This is a genomic window from Enorma massiliensis phI (assembly GCF_000311845.1).
Lineage (GTDB): Bacteria > Actinomycetota > Coriobacteriia > Coriobacteriales > Coriobacteriaceae > Enorma > Enorma massiliensis.
The window spans coordinates 341939-359615 of record NZ_HE978574.1; the positions used below are offsets into that span (position 1 = coordinate 341939).

The 17677-nt window shown below is 61.5% G+C and carries 12 protein-coding genes; 5 read left to right on the plus strand and 7 right to left on the minus strand.

The features are described 5' to 3' along the window. Window positions 1-93: 93 nt before the first annotated feature. Both thrB and thrC read right to left on the minus strand, forming a co-directional pair. Entirely contained in the window at window positions 94-975 is an 882-nt protein-coding gene (thrB, locus tag HGEM_RS01400; protein WP_019127612.1) for a homoserine kinase, read from the minus strand. Between the two features lie 6 nt (window positions 976-981). After that, window positions 982-2505 carry a threonine synthase gene (gene thrC / locus HGEM_RS01405; protein ID WP_019127613.1) on the minus strand — a complete coding sequence of 508 codons (1524 nt, stop codon included), beginning with the start codon at window positions 2503-2505 and terminating at the stop codon, window positions 982-984. Window positions 2506-2601: 96 nt separating this feature from the next. Between thrC and HGEM_RS01410 the strand changes: the two genes are divergently transcribed. Both HGEM_RS01410 and HGEM_RS01415 read left to right on the plus strand, forming a co-directional pair. Continuing rightward, the gene (locus tag HGEM_RS01410) at window positions 2602-3996 is read left to right on the plus strand and encodes an aspartate kinase (RefSeq protein WP_019127614.1); all 1395 of its coding nucleotides are present in this window, start codon (window positions 2602-2604) and stop codon (window positions 3994-3996) included. A gap of 429 nt (window positions 3997-4425) precedes the next feature. Beyond that, window positions 4426-5451 (plus strand): aspartate-semialdehyde dehydrogenase, encoded by a 1026-nt coding sequence (locus tag HGEM_RS01415; RefSeq protein ID WP_019127615.1) that lies wholly within the window; start codon window positions 4426-4428, stop codon window positions 5449-5451. A 460-nt stretch (window positions 5452-5911) separates the two neighbouring features. On the opposite strand, the gene HGEM_RS01420 is transcribed toward HGEM_RS01415, so the two are convergent. Further along, complete coding sequence (locus HGEM_RS01420; protein ID WP_019127616.1) at window positions 5912-9796, minus strand: FtsX-like permease family protein; 3885 nt, start codon at window positions 9794-9796, stop codon at window positions 5912-5914. Between the two features lie 9 nt (window positions 9797-9805). Next, entirely contained in the window at window positions 9806-10507 is a 702-nt protein-coding gene (locus HGEM_RS01425; protein WP_019127617.1) for an ABC transporter ATP-binding protein, read from the minus strand. Between the two features lie 133 nt (window positions 10508-10640). Here HGEM_RS01425 and HGEM_RS01430 point away from each other — a divergent pair, with 133 nt between their 5' ends. Continuing rightward, window positions 10641-11189: a TetR/AcrR family transcriptional regulator gene (locus HGEM_RS01430; RefSeq protein ID WP_035100934.1), complete on the plus strand. Its 549-nt coding sequence runs from the start codon at window positions 10641-10643 to the stop codon at window positions 11187-11189. A 220-nt stretch (window positions 11190-11409) separates the two neighbouring features. Here the strand turns inward: HGEM_RS01430 and HGEM_RS01435 are convergent, their stop codons facing one another. From HGEM_RS01435 to HGEM_RS01445, 3 genes are all read right to left on the minus strand, one after another. Beyond that, entirely contained in the window at window positions 11410-11787 is a 378-nt protein-coding gene (locus HGEM_RS01435; protein ID WP_019127619.1) for a MerR family transcriptional regulator, read from the minus strand. Between the two features lie 492 nt (window positions 11788-12279). Then, the gene (locus HGEM_RS01440; protein ID WP_019127620.1) at window positions 12280-13362 is read right to left on the minus strand and encodes a 6-phosphofructokinase; all 1083 of its coding nucleotides are present in this window, start codon (window positions 13360-13362) and stop codon (window positions 12280-12282) included. A 235-nt stretch (window positions 13363-13597) separates the two neighbouring features. After that, complete coding sequence (locus HGEM_RS01445) at window positions 13598-14566, minus strand: helix-turn-helix transcriptional regulator (RefSeq protein ID WP_019127621.1); 969 nt, start codon at window positions 14564-14566, stop codon at window positions 13598-13600. 466 nt (window positions 14567-15032) lie between these two features. Here HGEM_RS01445 and HGEM_RS01455 point away from each other — a divergent pair, with 466 nt between their 5' ends. Continuing rightward, window positions 15033-16490, plus strand: coding sequence for a basic amino acid/polyamine antiporter (locus HGEM_RS01455; protein ID WP_019127623.1), 1458 nt, complete (start codon window positions 15033-15035; stop codon window positions 16488-16490). A 42-nt stretch (window positions 16491-16532) separates the two neighbouring features. Continuing rightward, complete coding sequence (locus tag HGEM_RS01460) at window positions 16533-17651, plus strand: aminotransferase (protein WP_019127624.1); 1119 nt, start codon at window positions 16533-16535, stop codon at window positions 17649-17651. Window positions 17652-17677: the final 26 nt, after the last annotated feature.

The following is a 17677-nucleotide window of genomic DNA, read 5'->3' on the forward strand; positions in this document are numbered from 1 at the left end:
TCACATCCTAGCAGAGGCGGCATGCAGGCAATGTGTTGAAGCGCTTGGCCGCGAGCCCACGTTTGTCACCGGAGGGCATGCCGCTCACGCTCGCTACAGGTACTCAATCTGCGCGCCCTGGGTGTCGCAGGTGAGGATGTGCGTCTCGCACGTGGGGAACTGCTCGCGCAGGCGCACCTGCAAAAACTTCGCCACAATGGTGTCGTCGGTCACTGCCATGAGCGTGGAGCCCGAACCACTGATCCAGATGGTCTTCGCCCCGCCCTCAAGGCAGGTGGCGCGGATCGCATCGTAGTCGGGAATGAGCTTGCGGCGGTACGGCTCCTGCAGGCGGTCGTCGTTGGCGGCGGCGATAAGCTCGGTGTCGCCGGTTTCGAGCCCCCGCGTGAGTCCCGCGATGCGGCCCATCTGCCACACGGCCGTGCTGAGCGGCACCTCCTGCGGAACAACCTTGCGCGCCTCGCTTGTATGCACCTCGTAAGGCGGGATGATGGTGATGAACCGCAGCCGTTCGCTCACGTTGTAACGAAGGCAGCGCGGCAGCTCGCCCTCGGGGGTGAACGAGCACACGGCGGCGCCAAGGAGCGCAGGCGCAACGTTATCGGGGTGCCCTTCGAGCGCGGTCGCCATGGCGACGAGCTCCTCGCGCGTCACGGTGCGGCGCGTGAGCGCAGCCGCGCCCATGATGCCCGCGACCACGCACGTCGAGCTGGAACCAAGGCCGCGGGCAACGGGAATCTCGGTCTGGATGTCAATAGAGATGGGGAAGGGCTCCATACCCCACTGCTCAAGTGCCTGTTCAAAGGCCACGTAGACCATGTTGTCGCGGTTTTGGAACTCTTCCGGGCAGCCGGTGATCGTGAGCGTATCGGCATGGTCGAAGGTGAAGTGGGAATAGAGCGAGACCGCCATGCCGAGCGTGTCGTAGCCAATACCGAGGTTTGCGCTCGTTGCGGGAACGGTAACTTTGATCATGCGAAATTACCTCTGTCCTAATTTTGCATGGCAGGCGTGCTCGACATAGGAGGCCATGCCGTCCACATCCACCACGTCGTCGTGCAGCACGGCGGCTTGTTGCAGGGTGGCGAGCTGCATAGGCGGGGTGGTGCCGGTCGCCTTAGCCAGGACCTCCATGCAGGCGAAATCGTCCGCGGGCACGTCGAGCCCGAGCGATTCGGCCACGGCGCGCGGGAACTTGTACGGGCTCGCGGTCGAAAGCAGCACGCGGGCGCGGGCCGCGGACGCGGCGGGAACCTGCTCCAAGACGTGGTAGCCGCACGCGGTGTGCGGGTCGATCACGTAGCGGTGGTCGCGCCAGCAGGAGCCGATGGCCGCGCGGACCTTGTCCTCATCTGCCCAGCCGCAGGCGAACACCTCTTGGATGCGGGCGAGGAGCTCGGCGGGCACCTCGTAGCGGCCCTCATGGGCAAGCTGCTCCATGAGCGAGGCCACGAGCTCGCAGTCGCCGTCGCTCAGGTAGTAGAGCATGCGCTCGAGGTTGCTGGAGATGAGGATGTCCATGCTCGGCGAGATGGTGGTGAAGAACGGGCGCTTGCGGTCGTAGACGCCGGTGGTGAGGAAGTCGTAGAGCACGTTGTTCTTATCGCTCGCCACGATGAGCTTGGCAACGGGCAGGCCCAGGAGCTTGGCGTAGTAGCCGGCGAGCACGTCGCCGAAGTTGCCCGTGGGCACGCAGAACTCGACCTCGTCGCCCGCCTCGATGGCACCGGCGCGCAGAAGCTGCGCGTATGCGGCGAAGTAGTAGACAACCTGCGGCACTAGGCGCCCAACGTTGATGGAGTTAGCGCTGCTGAGCACCACGCCGCGCTCGGCCAGGCGCTCTGCAAGCTCGCGGTCGGCGAAGATACGCTTGACGGCGCTCTGGGCGTCGTCGAAGTTGCCGCGCACGCCGCACACCGAGACGTTATCGCCCGTTTGGGTGGTCATCTGGAGCTCCTGAACGCGGCTCACCTTGCCCTCGGGGTAGAAGACGGTGATGCCTGTGCCGGGAGCGTCCGCAAAACCGGCGAGCGCGGCCTTGCCCGTGTCGCCCGAGGTGGCGGTTACGATCATGATGCTCTCTGCCGGAGTATCCGAGGCACTTCCCGTCCGCGCCATGAGGCGCGGCAGCATCTGCAAGGCCACGTCCTTGAAGGCGCTCGTGGGGCCGTGGAAGAGCTCAAGCACGAAGGGCTGGCCGTCCTCTTCGGCCTCATGGCCAACAAGGGGCACGAGGGGGGTGACTTCGGCCGAGGCGAAGGTGCCATCGTACGCTTCATGCACGCACGCGGCGATTTCATCCGCTGTGTAATCAGGTAGTAACAATTGGAGCACCGAGTTCGCAATGTCTGCATAGGACTGCTCGGTAAGGCCTGTTACGTCGAGTTTTTCCGAACCGAGCGCGTCCGAGACGAAAAGCCCGCCGTCTGGTGCGATTCCTGTGCGAATCGCTTCCTTAGCTGTGCACGACACCGCACGTGAACGTGTACTATGATACGAATTCATGTGAAGCTCCTCGTAGGCCCCGGTGTTAGCAATACGCTCATGGTATCAGAGCGCATATGCGTCCGGTGGCTGGGTCAGAAAGGTAACCTCTTCGTTATGATTAAGATTGCCAAGTTCGGAGGCTCGTCGGTAGCCGACGCCAAGCATTTCCGCCAGATCAAGAAGATCGTCGACGCCGATCCTTCCCGCCGTTTCGTGGTGGTTTCCGCTTGCGGGCGCCGCTACAAGTCCGATGCCAAGGTCACCGACCTGCTGTATCTTGTGGCCGCGCACGTGCGCTACCACGTGTCGTGCGACGATCTGCTCGAAGACATCGGCAAGCGCTATTTCGATATCGCCGAAGAGCTGGGGCTCAACTATCCCATTCACGAGGAATTTGCGGCCTTTGCCGAGCGGGCTCGTGCCGGGGAGCTTACGACTGAGGAGCTCGTGAGCCGCGGCGAGTACTTTACCGCCCAGCTGATGGCCGAATACCTGGGCCTGCCGTTCCTCGACGCCGCCGACGTCGTTGCCTTCCACCACGACGGCTCGCTTTCCATGACCCGCACGCACGCGCTCATCCAGGAACGGGGCATTCCGGGCGGCTTCGTGATGCCGGGCTTCTACGGCGCCACGCGTGAGGGGCAGATCAAGCTGCTCGATCGCGGTGGCGGCGATATCTCGGGCTCGATTCTTGCCAAGTGCCTGGATGCCGATCTGTATGAGAACTGGACCGATGTCTCCGGCTTTCTCTCCGCCGACCCGCGCATCGTCGAGCATCCCCAGCCCATCGGCCGCATCACGTACCAGGAGATGCGCGAGCTTTCGTACATGGGTGCGAGCGTCCTGCACGAGGAGGCCGTATTCCCCGTCATGGAGGCGGGCATTCCCATCGCGGTGAAGAACACCAACCGCCCGCTCGACCCCGGAACGATCATCTCCGACCGCGAGGACTTCGTTTCCGACGAGCCCATCATCACGGGTGTAACGGGCAAGCGGAACTTTGTAGCGGTGCACATCTTCAAGGACCACATGTCCAACGAGGTCGGCTATCTGCGCCGCGTGCTCTCGATCTTCGAGCGCTATCGCGTGTCGATCGAGCACATTCCCTCGGGCATCGATTCGTTTGCCGTGGTGGTGCAGGGCTCGGATGTGAAGGACTCGCTCTGGTCGATCGTGGCCGACATCAAGACCGAGGCCACGCCCGATAGCATCAAGGTCGTGGACAACCTCGCACTCATCTCCACGGTGGGCCGCAACATGATTGGCCGTCCGGGTGTGTCGGGCAGCCTGTTTGCGGCGCTTGGCCAGGAGGGAATCTCCATCCGCATGATCGCGCAGGGCTCCGACGAGATCAACATCATCGTGGGCGTGCGCGACGACGATTTCGAGCGGGCCATTCGCGCTATTTACCGGGCGTTTTCCGATGGCGACCACCTGCTGGAGCTCTCGGACCTCAAGCGGGCCGAGGAAGAGGCCCGCGCCGAGGCGGCGGTGCTCGCGAATCGCTAGGCCCGGGCGCTGCATGGGGCGCGGGCGTTTGCGACCCACCTGTTCCGGAATCCTCACGAGTTGGTGCTACCCAGCCGGGCTGGATGTTCTCGAAGCGGAGAGCCCGGCCCGGCTGGATGCTTTTTTTGGCAGGCAACGCGCAGAATCGTTCACAAACGTGCCGAATATCGTTCGCAAACGTGACGAGTGTGGTCGACTCGCCACACTCAGCACGTTTGTGAACGGTTTATGGACAGAGAGCAGGCTGCCGCGCTCGTTCTCTGGATTTTTCTCTCGCGAGTACCTGTGCTTGTTTTCTAAATGGAAACATGGGCACGGTACACTCGCTTAACTGGACAAACGCAGCGGCGAAACATAGCGGCAAAACATGGCACCGCGAGCCTGCGCAGGGCGCGCGAGCTGCTGGCGCGGGCACAACGGGAGGAACTCATGAAGCAGTACACGATCGCCATCTTGGGTGCGACGGGCGCGGTGGGCACGCAGATGCTCCAGTGCCTCGACGAGCAGGAGATTCCTGTTGGCGAGTTGCGTCTGCTGGCAAGTGCGCGCAGCGCGGGCAAGACGGTGGAGTTCCGTGGGGCAACCGTCACCATCCAAGAGGCGTGCCCCGAGGCGTTCGAGGGCTGCGACTTCGTGCTCGGCGCGGCGGACGACGCCATTGCCAAAGAGCTGCTGCCCGAGGCCGTGAAGGCCGGTGCTGTGGTGGTGGATAACAGCCATGCCTTCCGCATGGACCCCGAGGTGCCGCTCGTGGTGCCCGAGATCAACGGCGCCGATGTTGCCTGGCACAAGGGCATCATCGCAAATCCCAACTGCGCGACCATCATCGGGCTCGTGCCCACGTGGCCGCTTCACCAGCTCGCGGGCGTGACGCGCATGGTCGTGTCGACGTACCAGGCTGCGAGCGGCGCCGGTGCTCCCGGCATGGCGGAGCTCGAGGCGCAGATGGCGGCGCTTGGCCGCGGGGAAGAGCTGCCCGAGCCCCGCGCGTTCGCGGCGCAGCTGGTGAGCAACCTCATTCCGCAGATTGGCGGTTTCAAGGAAGAAGGCTACACCTCGGAGGAGATGAAGCTCCAGAACGAGGGTCGAAAGATCATGCACCTGCCGGAGCTCCGCGTGAACTGCACCTGCGTTCGCGTGCCGGTGCTGCGCTCGCATTCCGAGAGCATCACGCTTGAATTCGAGCGCGATATCACGCTCGAGGAGGCGCGCGAGGCGCTTGCCGCCGCACCGGGTGTGAAGCTCGTGGACGACCGCGAGGCCGAGAACGCGCACGACCGCTTCCCCATGCCCATCGATACCTCTGACCAGGACCTTATCTGGGTGGGCCGTGTGCGCCGCGATATCTCGAACCCCGAGCCCAACCGCGGTATCACCTTCTGGTGCTGCGGCGATCAGATTCGCAAGGGCGCCGCGACCAACGCCGTGCAGATCCTGAGGCTCCTGATCGGCTAGCTGCATGAAGGCCGTCCGAACGCCTGCTGGGACGTCGGTATGCCCCCGCGCTCGGTGTAGGGCGAATGCCTTTTCAACTTTTGGGCACTTCAACGAGGGCGGGCCGAGTATCCGCGATAGATGGTGCCCGTCTACCTGCGGAAACGATATCGCCATATGCTCCTATATACGGGAGGCCGCGCTGGAAGTGCCCAAAAGTTGAAAGGCTCCGCGGGGCGCCCCTTTCCTGCGGCGCGATGAGCTGCTATCCCGGTGCCCCGCAGCCGCTCTGAGGCAGCTGTGAGACAACTGTGCCGGGTCAAACTGTCTCAGAGTGAGACGACTGTGCCGGGTCAAACTGTCTCAGAGTGAGACAACTGTGCCAGGTCAAACTGTCTCAGAGGCTATCGTGTGTTGTATGAAGGAGCGGCCCGTATGCCGGCTCGTACCCCGCGCCGTTGCCCAGCACACCTTACTCCGCTTACTCCGGGCTCTTGAGCGCCTCGACCATATCGATGCGGGCGAGCATGCGGTTGGTGATGAGGCTTACGGCGAGCGCGAACACGATGGAGAACGCCGCTGCGAGCGCGTAGCACCACGGGTCCACCACCACGTCAAAGAAGATCGACGGCATCTTGAGGATGTACGTGAAGCTCTCGGAAAGCGCCCAACCGGCGGGCAGGCCAACCAGGATGCCGAGGCTTGTGAGCACAAGCGTCTCTTTGTTGATGTACGTGCGCACCTCGCCCGCCCGGAAGCCGAGCACCTTGATGGTGGCAATCTCACGCTCGCGCTCGCCGATGTTCACCGTGGAGAGGGTGAACAGAACTACGAAGGCGAGACCGGCTGCCAGACCGATGACAACGTAAACGACCACGTTGATCAGCGTGAAGCTCTGCTCGAATTGCTCGCGCATCTTGGCCACGCTCGTGATGCTCAGGAAGATGTCATCACCCTCGAGTTCGTCGGCGAACGCGCGCTGCTCGGTGTCGCCGCCGGTAAGGTGCGCGAAGAAACCGTTGAACTCGAGCGTACCGAAGAGCTCCTCATAGGCGTCTTCGGTCATATAGATGGCATTACCCAGGTAATTGCGGGTGATGGACTCGACCGTTACCTCGGCCTTGTTGAGGGCGCTCGTGGTGATGCTCGCTGTGTCGCCCGCGCTTAGGCCGAGCACCGTCGCAGCGTTGTTGGTTATAACAACGCCAGTGTCGTCGAGGCTGATGGGGCCGCCCTCAAGCGTTTGCAGCGACACGTAATCGCTGATTTGCATGCCGCTTGGGATGATGTAGAGCTGCATGCTCTCCTTGCCGCCTTCGTACTCGACGGTGATGGTGTCTACGCCAATGGCTTCGAGGTCCGTGACCTCATCCGCGCCTTCGAGCACGTTGCGCGCCGCCTCGAAGTCGTCGGCCGAGGTGACCGCCATGAGGTCGTAGCGGTAGATTTGCTCGTACTGGCGCGGTGCAAGCGACTCGACGGTGTTCTTAATCGAGAAGCCGCAGATGAGGAGCGCCGTACAGCCCATGATGCCGAAGATGGTCATGGCGAGGCGCTTCTTATAGCGGAAGAGGTTGCGCGCGGTCACTTTGTTGAGGAACCCGAGGCGCCGCCAAAGCGGGCGGATATGCTCGAGGAAAATGCGCGATCCCGCTCGCGGCGCGCGTGGGCGCATGAGCGACGCGGGCGATTCGGTGAGGTCCTTGCGGCAGGTGATGAACGTCGCCCCCGCGATGCCTGCCACGAACGCCACGATGCCAAGGACGGCGTAGAACAGGTCGAAGTGCAGGCTGAAGAGGGGCAGCAGGTACATGGCCTGGAAGATATAGAACAGCACGTAGGGGATGACCACAAACCCAGCGATATCGCCGATGATGCCGCCGATGAGCGCCGCGGAACCCGTATAGATGAGGTACTTGGAGAGGATGCGCGCGTTCGAGTAGCCGAGCGCCTTGTAGAGGCCAACGAGCCCGCGCTCCTCTTCTACCATGCGCGTCGCCGTGGTGAGGCTCACAAGAATGGCTACAACGAAGAAGATGACCGGGATGATGCGGGCAATGGCCTCGATGGATGATGCATCGGAATCGACGCTCGAGAAGCTGCCGAGGGCGCTGCGGTCCTGCACGTACCAGGTGGCGCTCTCGACCTCATCTACTTGCGCGCGGGCGTCGGCGATCTGCTGCAGGGCATCGGCGCGCTCTGTCTCAAAGGTGGCACGGCCCTCGTCAAGCTCGGCTTGGGCGTCGGCAAGCTGGGACAGGCCTTCGTCGATGGTCTGCTGAGCGTCGGCAAGCTGGGCGAGTGCTGAGGCACGTTGTGTGGCGAGCTCCGATTGCGCAGCATCGAGGAGCCCGAGACCGCTTTGCGCGGTGGCGAGGCCGGCGCGGGCGTCGCGCTCGGCTGCATCGAGCGCTTTGAGCCCGGCATTGATCTGGGCTCGGGCCCCCTCGAGGCCTCCGTCGATTTGTGCGATCGCCGCGTTGACTTGGGCGAGGCCGGAGGCAGCTTGGCCCATGCCCTGAGCGAGCTGGGCGACTGTGCTCTCTTCGCCCCCGGCGGTGAGTTGCTGCAGTTGCTCTTGCGCCTGCTCAAGCTGCGCAATCACGCTCGGTAGGTCGTCGTAGTGAATGGTTATGTCGCCATAGGAAAGCACGAGCGCTTCGGTGATCGCCACGCGTTCCTGCGTGATCGTAGTTTGTTCGTTGGCGAGTGTCTCCTGCTCGGCGCTGAGCGTTTGCTGCTCTTCTTGCAGGGTAGTCTGCTCGTCGAGTAGCTCGGTGCGCTGGGCGTCGCCATCGGGGGGTGATGCTAGTTCGGCTTCAATTTGGGCGAGGCGCTCATCGATAGCCGCTTGGCGGTCGGAGATCTCGCCGGCGCGTGCCGCAATCTCTTGTAGGCGCTCATCGATCTCGGTGCGGCGTACAAGCTCGGGCGCGTACTGGGCCTCCATAATTTGCTGGCCGAGTCGTGCAAGACTGAGCAGTTGCGAGACCTCGCTAGCGTAGGCGTCGACGGCATTGATGAAGGCCTGCTCCTCGGCAACGGGCTCTTCCGTTCCTGTCCAGGAGGAGAGCGTGTTCCAGGTCGCGGCCAGCTCGGCGCTGGCGGCGATTTGGTCGTTGCTGAGCCTGCTCACGAGCTCGTCGCCTCGCTGCTTGGCTTCGGCCGCGCCTGCTTCTGCTTGATATTTCGTGTCTGCAAGCGCATCGAGGCTGTCGAGCTGCCCGTTCAACTCGCTGCGCGTCTGGTCGATCGTCGCCAAGCCTTCGCGTGCTTGCTCGATGCCGTCAAGCGCTGCTGCGCGCTGCTCATCGATGGTTGCCTGGGCGTCGTTCAGCTCGCTAAGGGCGTTGGCACGCTGCGTGTCGAGTTCCTGTTGCCCGGCGAGCGCATCGGCGAGGCTCTCGTCAATCGTTGCCTGCCCATCGATGAGCTCCCGCTCGGCATCGGCAAGCTGCTGGCGAGCGTCGGCTTCGCTTACAGCGATCTCGTCAAGGGCATCCGACTTGATCTCTTCGGTGCGTGCGCGCTCGCGCTGGGGTGCCAGGTCTTCAACACGGCTCTGGACCTCGTCCACGCGTGCCTCATATTCACTCGAATACGAGGAGAGCCCTTCGGTTCCCGAAACGGTGAGGTAGACAACGGTATAGGAGCTTGTATCGGCCACGGCGCTTTCGTCTACGAAGAACGTGTAATCGCTCGAGGTGCTCGCGCGAAACGCGATGGGGCCTTCAGGCTGCGTGATATTGGTTGGGTCGATGACCGCGCCAACGATGGTATACGTGCCGCCGGGAATGAGCGGGTCGTCGGCGGAGCCCTGCTCGTCGTCCGATTCGCCTGGATCCGCTTCGCTTCCGGTGTCTGCGCTCGTGTTGAGGTCGGAAAGTCCTGTGGGGTCTTCTGCAACGGCATCCTCGAAGGTCACGGTGTCACCGATCGATTTGTTCGCCGCGTGCAGGTAGTTTTCCGTGACCGCGATTTCGTTCGGCGCGTCGGGAAGCGAGCCCTCCACCACATACGGTTCGTTGATGCCAGAGCTGAGCAGCGTCTTGAGCATTACGGTCGAGCGGATGCCATCGACGTCGGTGTAGGTTTCGATCTCGTAGCCGCCCTCCGCCACGGCGACGCCTTCGATGCCGGCGAGTTCATCGACGTCGTCCTGGGTGAGACCGAGCGTCGATTGCACCGAGATATCGTAGAGATGCTGGCGTTCGTAGAGCGCCTCGGCCGATTCGCGCAGGTCGAGGCAGGCGATGGAGAGCCCGGTGAGCATCGTGGCGCCAAGCGCGCAAATCGCTACGATGGAAAGATAGCGTTTCTTGCTGCCGCCGATCGTGCGCAGGATGTCCTTGGAAAACGCCCTCATCGCTCGCCCCTACCACTCGATGCGCTCGATGGGCGTTGGGTTCGGATTGAGCTTCATGTCGGTCACGCGGCCACTCTTGAAGCGAATGAGGCGGTCGGCCATGGGGGCGAGGGCAGAGTTGTGCGTGATGATGATGACGGTGATGCCATCGCGCCGACAGGTATCTTGGAGGAGCTGCAAGATCTGCTTGCCTGTTTGGTAGTCGAGGGCGCCCGTGGGCTCGTCGCAGAGCAGGAGCTTGGGGGCCTTGGCGATAGCGCGAGCGATGGAGACGCGCTGCTGCTCGCCGCCCGAAAGCTGGGCGGGGAAGTTGCCCAGGCGCTTGGCGAGGCCCACCTTGCAGAGGGATTCCTCGGCATCGAGGGCGTTGGCGCACACCTGTGCCGCGAGCTCGACGTTTTCGAGCGCGGTGAGGTTGGGGACAAGGTTGTAGAACTGGAACACGAAGCCCACGTCGGTGCGGCGGTACTCCACGAGCTCGCGTTCGGTTGCATGGGTGATGTTGCGCCCGTCGACCATGACCGTTCCCGACGTGGCTGTGTCCATACCGCCCAAGATGTTGAGCGCCGTGGTTTTGCCAGCGCCGGATGCGCCGAGAATGACGGCAAGCTCGCCGCGCTCGACGGTGAAGTTCGCGCCATCAAGCGCGTTGATCTGCGACTCGCCTGCGCCGTATGTTTTAACGACGTCGTTGAACTCGATGTATGCCATGGGTCCGCCTAGCTATGTCGTGCTGCGATATTACTCGACAGCATGTTGTCTAAATGTAGTATAGTGGCGGCGTAGGGGGAAGGCGAGGAATGTTCGACACATGGAAACGAATTGTCGAGCGATGGGGGCCGCCATGAGAAAGCAGCCGCAGGTGACCGAACAGACGCGGGCGAATCTTATGCAGGCGTTCTGGGATCTTTACCTCGAAAAACCAATTGAGAAGATCACCATACGGGAGATTACGGATCGCGCGGGCTACAACCGTGCGACGTTCTACCTGTATTATCGCGACGTGTACGATTTGTTCGACCAGCTTGAAGAGAGCATTTTGGGCCAGGTCCGGCAGCTGGTCAACGATCGCCTCCTAGGGGAGGAGACGCTGGACTTTACGCACCATATGGGGTTCATCCTTGAGCTTGCCCAGCGATTTGCGACCTACATGCCGAAACTGCTTACGAGCGATCCGTCGTTTTCGGCGCGGCTTAAGGTCATCATCGCCCCGCTGCTCGACCGGTTCATCCTGCCGGCGCGTAACCTTTCCGAGGAGGAGCGCTACCTTGTACGTGAGTTCTACACGAGCGGCGTGCTGAGCGCCATTATCGCTTGGATGATGACCGATCCAGCCGAGCGCATGCCCATCGACCGGCTTATTGCGCTTATCGTGAAGGCGGTTGGGCTCTAGCCGGCTTTGGCTGTTCTGGCATGCGGGCGGTGCTGGCCGGGACTGCGCAGCCCTGGTCATTCTGGTGCTGGGGCGATGCGGCTGGGAGACGTCGCCGGCCTGCGGAACTGCCCGGCTGGTTCGGCCTGCGGAGCTGCCCGACCGGCTTTCCGTGCCGGGATGAGCTTCGACGTCGGATCGCGAAGCTGCCTAGCTGGCTCGCCGTGCCGGGATGAGCTTTCTAGTTCTCGAGCCCTTGCTCCGCCTTGCGAATGATGCTGTCGTAGTTCTCAATCTTATAGTTGAGGCGATCGAGGCCCGCTTGCATCTCGTTGATGCGTTCCTGCACGAGATCGCGCTGCTCTTCAAGGAGCGCCTTGCGTGCGGCGACGGTGGAGTCGCCCTCGGCAAAGAGCTGCATGTACTCGATGAGCGCCTCGATGGATACGTTGGCGCCGCGCATGCACTTGATGAACTGGATGCGCGCGCAATCCGCCTCGCTGTAATCGCGGATGCCGCTCTCGTTGCGTCGTACGTGCTCAAGGAGCCCGATGCGCTCGTAATAGCGCAGGGTGTCCGCGCTGATGTCGTACTTTTTGGAAACTTCCGCAATGCGCATGGTGGTTCTCCTTCTGTTCGCTCACTGTACACCATAGTGCTTGAAGCGAACTCCAAGTCAAGAGACGCGTTAGGTTGGTCCTCGCGAGGGTTGCGCCGGGCTATTCGGGCGCTTTCGAACTTGAAATGTGGCGGTTGGAGGTGCTCTTGCAGAGTTCGTTCCACTATTGGGAATATCTTTTTCAAATGCCTGGAGTATTCGTTTACCACGTGAAACGAATCCTGCGGTTTTGTTAGTACGAACGAGCTGTGGCCACGGTTTGTAGAAAAGAAGTTCCCAAAAGTGGAACGAACCTTGTTTGGAGGGCTCGTTCAGCAAAAATGCCCTGTCGCAGAGTGAAATTTGGCGAATGCCTACTCTGTGACAGGGCGATTTTTAGACGCAGGGCGTGGCGGGCGCGTAGCGTCGGCGCGGTGTGCGGCGCGCGCTGCAAAGCAGAGCGGGCGTACTGCGGCCGCGCGAGACGAGGTCGCAGTACGCGATGTGCGTCGCTTACTCGTCGCCGAAGCTGATGCCGAGCGCTTTTGCCTCGCGCACGAGATCGCTTTCGGGGTCGACGTACTTAAGCTTGCCGGCAACATCTTCAAGGGGCACGCGGCACATGTGGCGATCGCGCTGCGCGACCATGAAGCCGAACTCGCCTTCGAGGCAGCCGAGCGCCGCCTCCACGCCGCACTGCGTGGCGAAGATGCGGTCCTGAGCATCGGGGATGCCGCCGCGCTGGGTATGGCCGGGGATGGCAACGCGGGTCTCGCGTCCGGTCTTCGACTCAATCTCCTTAGCGATGTCGTACACGATCGACGGGCTCGTGCGAGCCGCTACCTTCTTCTTATATTCCTTCTTGGACAGCGCGGCGTCCTCTTTGGAGATGGCGCCCTCCGCCACCGCGATGATGGTGAAACGGCTGCCCGTTTCCATGCGCTTTTCGATGGTCTTGATCACGTTGTCCATGCTGTACGGAATCTCGGGAATCAAGATTACGTCTGCACCGCCGGCAACGCCCGCGTACAGCGGGATCCAGCCAACCTTGTGGCCCATGATCTCGATCACGAATACGCGGCCATGTGAGCTCGCGGTGGTGTGAATGTCGTCGATGCACTTGGTGGCGATCTCCACGGCGCTCGTGAAACCGAACGTCATCTCGGTTCCCCAGGTGTCGTTGTCGATGGTCTTGGGCAGTGCGATAACGTTGAGGCCCTCCTGCGATAGGCGGTTTGCCGTCTTGGTGGAGCCGTTGCCGCCCAGCATGAAGAGGCAATCGAGGTTGAGGTCGTGATAGGTCTGCTTCATGGCGGGAACCTTCTCCACGCCGTCGGCCTCGGGCGTGTCGATGCGCTTGAACGGCGTGCGGCTCGTTCCCAGGATGGTGCCGCCGCGCGTGAGGATGCCGCTGAAGTCGTGGGCATCCATCTTGCGATAGCGCCGATAGATCATGCCCTGGTAGCCGTCCTCAAAACCGTAGATCTCGACGGGCTCAGAGCTCTTGTTGATGAGCGTCTTGACGATGCCGCGCATGGTGGCGTTGAGAGCCTGGCAATCGCCGCCACTGGTGAGCAAGCCAATTCGAAGTGTCATGATGATCCCCTTCCCCGGAGTGATGCATGCGTTAAGTGTACTCCGAGTGAGTCATATTGGGACGGGGTTGTTTTGACGCAGCCATATTGGAATGTGGGCGGCGCGCCTTATAGGGGAGGTGCAGTGCAATGAGCCAAGGTTGCCCTGTCCTGAGTCAAAACGGACCCGTCCCAATATGACCGGCGGGGGTGCGGATGAGTCAAAACGGACCCGTCCCAAAATGACTCAAAATGGTTTACGCATCTGTCCAATAGTCCTGCCGAAGCTCTTGCCGATCGCGGCATCCGGTTTTGCGCAGGATGTTGTGAATGTGCACCTTAACCGTGCTGAGCGAAAGCGAGAGGGCCGAAGCGATGTTCTGGTTGTCCATGCCGCCCAATACCATGCGCAGTACTTCTTGCTCGCGCGGAGAAAGCTTGTGGCGCTTGGCGTAAAGCGGCAGATGCGCCTCTACAAAGTCTTCCTGTTGCTCCGTTTGTCGCTGCGGAGGGTTTTCGAACCTCAGCGAAAGGCTTATGAGCGCGCTGCGGCACGCAACGAGCATGCAGCAGAGCATGAGAGCGTTCTCCGAGTAATTGCGCTCGGGCGCGACGGCGCGCAAATCCATGATGAAGCCCGTGGGATTCGGGCCCAGGAAAAACGCGGCGTCTTCGATGACCATGCCGGCTCCGAGCGCCCAGAGCACGAGATAGATCCATTTGGCGCGCGCGATGCGCTTTCGCTCGAAATCGTCGCGAGTAAAGACGTAGCGTGCTCCTGTATACAACAGCATCCAAGCAAGGAAAACCGCACGCGGCGTATAGAAGATGAACCGCGCCAGGTTGTCGTCTTCCGGCAACGGAACGATGAGGGCGATGATGCTCACCGCGGTGAACACCAGGCACGGGATGACTCGCATCTTCAAGCTGCTATGCCCGAGGTATTCGCAGATAACGAGCCAGAACGTTGACATGAAGCCGACGCCGGAGACGATGGTGGCGATCGAGCGCACCGCGATATAGAGCTGGTCGTGCCACATATGTCCGAAGCCGACGATGTTGTCTTGGAAAACCCAGGCAACGTCGAAGAAGTAGAAAAAGAATCCCACGGCGCCCAGCAGGAAGAGCTGTCGGCGTGATACCAAGTACGCCGAGAGGCACACGGCAGACGTCAGGATGGAGGCGAGCAGCACGAAGAGCGTGAAATGGAGAACGACGAAGTCCATAGCTGCACCCCCCCTAGATGCTTTGAAGCGCGATGCCTGCCGGCACGTCAACGCCACGCGTGGCTATGCCGCTCAGGTTATTCATCATAGAGAACTTTTCATGCAAGATGGCCGTGTTCTCTGCGAGCGGTCGGGCGTGGAGGCTGGGCGGAGATAATGAGTCTTTGCCGATATACCTGCGGTTTATTGCGGGTTTAGGGCCCTTCTGCGCAAAGCTAGAACTCAATTACGTCCCTTGCTACATCTTGCTTAGCCCTTTCCGCATGCATCCATCTCGCCGTAGATTCGTGCTGAGGCGGAAGGCGCGGTGCCGTGCCGGCTGTATGGGGTTAGCGCTTCCTCATTGCCTTCTCGCCTCGTTGGCTGTAAGGGCTGTTCTGCAAAACCTGATCTGTGGGCCGTGCCGAGCAGCTTGGTCGATAGGGGCGCATGAAGCGCGCCGGAAGTCCAGGGAGGGGCGATATCTATGGAAGAAGCTACTGTTAAACAGGAAGTCGGGCGCAAGGGCATTGGGCTTTTCGGCCTTATCGGTATGGTGGTGAGCTCGTGTATCGGATCGGGCGCGTTCGCCATCACCGGCCAGTTGTCGCAGGTCGCTTCGCCCGGAGCGGCGCTCATCGCATGGCTCATCGTAGGCGTGGGCTTTTTGGCTCTGGCGCTCTCGCTCAATAACCTTGGGGCTCGTCGTCCCGATCTTCCGGGTATTTTCTCGTATGCGCAAGAGGGTTTCGGACCTTTTGCCGGTTTCATCTCCGGCTGGGGCTACTGGCTTTCCGCATGGCTCGGCAACGTTGCCTTCGCAACGATGATGATGTCCACGCTCGGTTACTTCTTCCCAGCGTTCCTTCCGGGAAATACGGTGCCCTGCATCGCCATCGCGTCGGTGGTCATGTGGCTGCTCACCTATTTCGTCATTCGCGGTGTAGAGAGCGCCTCGGTGCTCAACGCGGTCGTGATGGTGTGCAAGGTGGCTTCGCTTGCCGTGTTCATCATCTTCTCGGTGTTCATGTTCAACGCGGGGGTGTTTACTGCTGATTTCTGGGGAACGGTCTATAACAACGCGGTCGCTGCGGGTTCGGCCGGCGCAGATGCGGTTGCGCTGGGGGATGTGCCCCAGCAGATCATCAACTGCCTCATCATCATGATGTGGGTGTTCGTGGGCGTCGAAGGCGCTTCGGTTATGTCGTCGCGCGCCGCGCGCAAGAGCGATGTGGGCAAGGCGACGGTCATCGGCCTCGTTTGCCTGCTTGCCGTCTACATCGGTTGCTCCGTGCTGCCGTATGGCTACATGCCGTATAGCGAGATTGCCATGCTCGATTACCCTGCAATGCTCTATGTCTTCGAGGACATGGCGCCGGGCTGGGGTGGCGCGTTCATCTCGATTGCCATCATCATCTCGATCCTTGGCTCCTGGCTTTCCTTCACGATGCTTCCGGCCGAGACGACGTCCGAGATGGCGGAGGCGAAGCTGCTCCCCGCTTCGTGGGGTGCCCTGAACAAGAAGGGCGCTCCGCAGATGAGCCTTGTTGTGGTGGGAGGCTGCACCCAGGCGTTCATGCTGCTGTTGCTGCTTTCGGCCGATGCCTACGACTTCGCCTATTCCATGTGCACGGTCTCGATCGTCATCACCTGGGCGCTCGCGGCGATGTACCAGGTCAAGCTTTCTGGCGAACGTCATGAGGCGGGCCAGCTTGCCATAGGTTTGGTGGCGTCGGTGTTCCTGGTGGTCGGCGTGCTCTTTAACGGCTGGTCGTTCCTGTTGCTCACCTGCGTGGGCTACATCCCCGGGTTCGTGGTTTACGCTAAGGCGCGTAAGGACCAGGGAGAGGGCCTGGGCCGCATCGATAAGGTGGGCATCGTGGTGGTCACCGCTTTGGGCGTGCTCTCGCTCGTGCTGCTCGGCATGGGAATCATCAGCTTGTAACCACTGCAATCAACGCAATTGGGCTGCTAGAAAGGATTGAAGATGAAGATTGCAACCATCGGCGTGGAGGACTGGCTCAACGTTTACGAGAAGAACGCGACGGTGGATATTGCCCAGTCGACCATCGCGTCGCTCACCATGGACGAGATCTTGCGACTCGACGGCACGGATGGCGCCGGTTTTTACGAGCAGCTTGGCCGGGAAAAGATGAACTACGGCTGGATCGAGGGCTCGCCCGACTTCAAAGCGGAGGTGGCGAAGCTTTACGAAAACGTCGAGCCTGAGAACATCTTGCAGACGAATGGCGCTACCGGCGCGAACCTTCTCGCCCTTATGACGCTCGTGGAACCGGGCGACCACGTGATCGCGGAGTATCCAACCTACCAGCCGCTGTACGAGATTCCCCGCACGCTCGGGGCGGATGTGGAGTACTGGCATATTCAGGAGGAGCTTGGCTGGCAGCCGGATATTGCCGAGCTCGAGCGGCTCGTGAGGCCGAATACCAAGCTCATCTGCATTAACAACGCGTCAAATCCGCTCGGCACCGTGCTCTCGCGCGAGACGCTTGAGCGAATTGTCGAGATTGCGCGTTCGGTGGGCGCTTATGTGCTTTCGGACGAGGTGTATCTGCCGCTGGAGGATACGGATTCATTTGTTTCCATGGCCGATCTGTACGACCGCGCCGTGGTGACGAACAGTATTTCCAAGACGTACTCGGTGCCGGCCGCGCGCATTGGCTGGACGGTGTCGAATGCCGAGGTGGCGGACCGGATTCGCACGTACCGCGACTACACGCTCATTTGCGGAGGTGTGTTCAACGACGCTTTGGCGGTCCATGTGCTGCGTAATCGCGAGCGGATTATGGAGCGTAACCGCGCTATCGTTTTAGGCAACCGAGACATTGCGCAGGCTTGGGTGGATGAGGAGCCGCGCGTGCGCTGGGTTTCGCCCAAGGGGGTGTCTACGTCGTACATCCAGTTCGATATCCCTATGGACGACGAGGAGTTCTGCCTGAAGCTCCTGCGCGAGCGCGGCGTGCTGTTGGTGCCGGGTAGCCGGTTCGAGCTGCCCTGCGGCGCGCGTTTGGGCTACTGCGCATCTGAGGAGACGCTTCGTCGTGGCTTGGCGCTGCTTTCGGAGGCGCTGCGCGAATTCGACTGAGTCATTTTGGGACGGGTCCGTTTGGC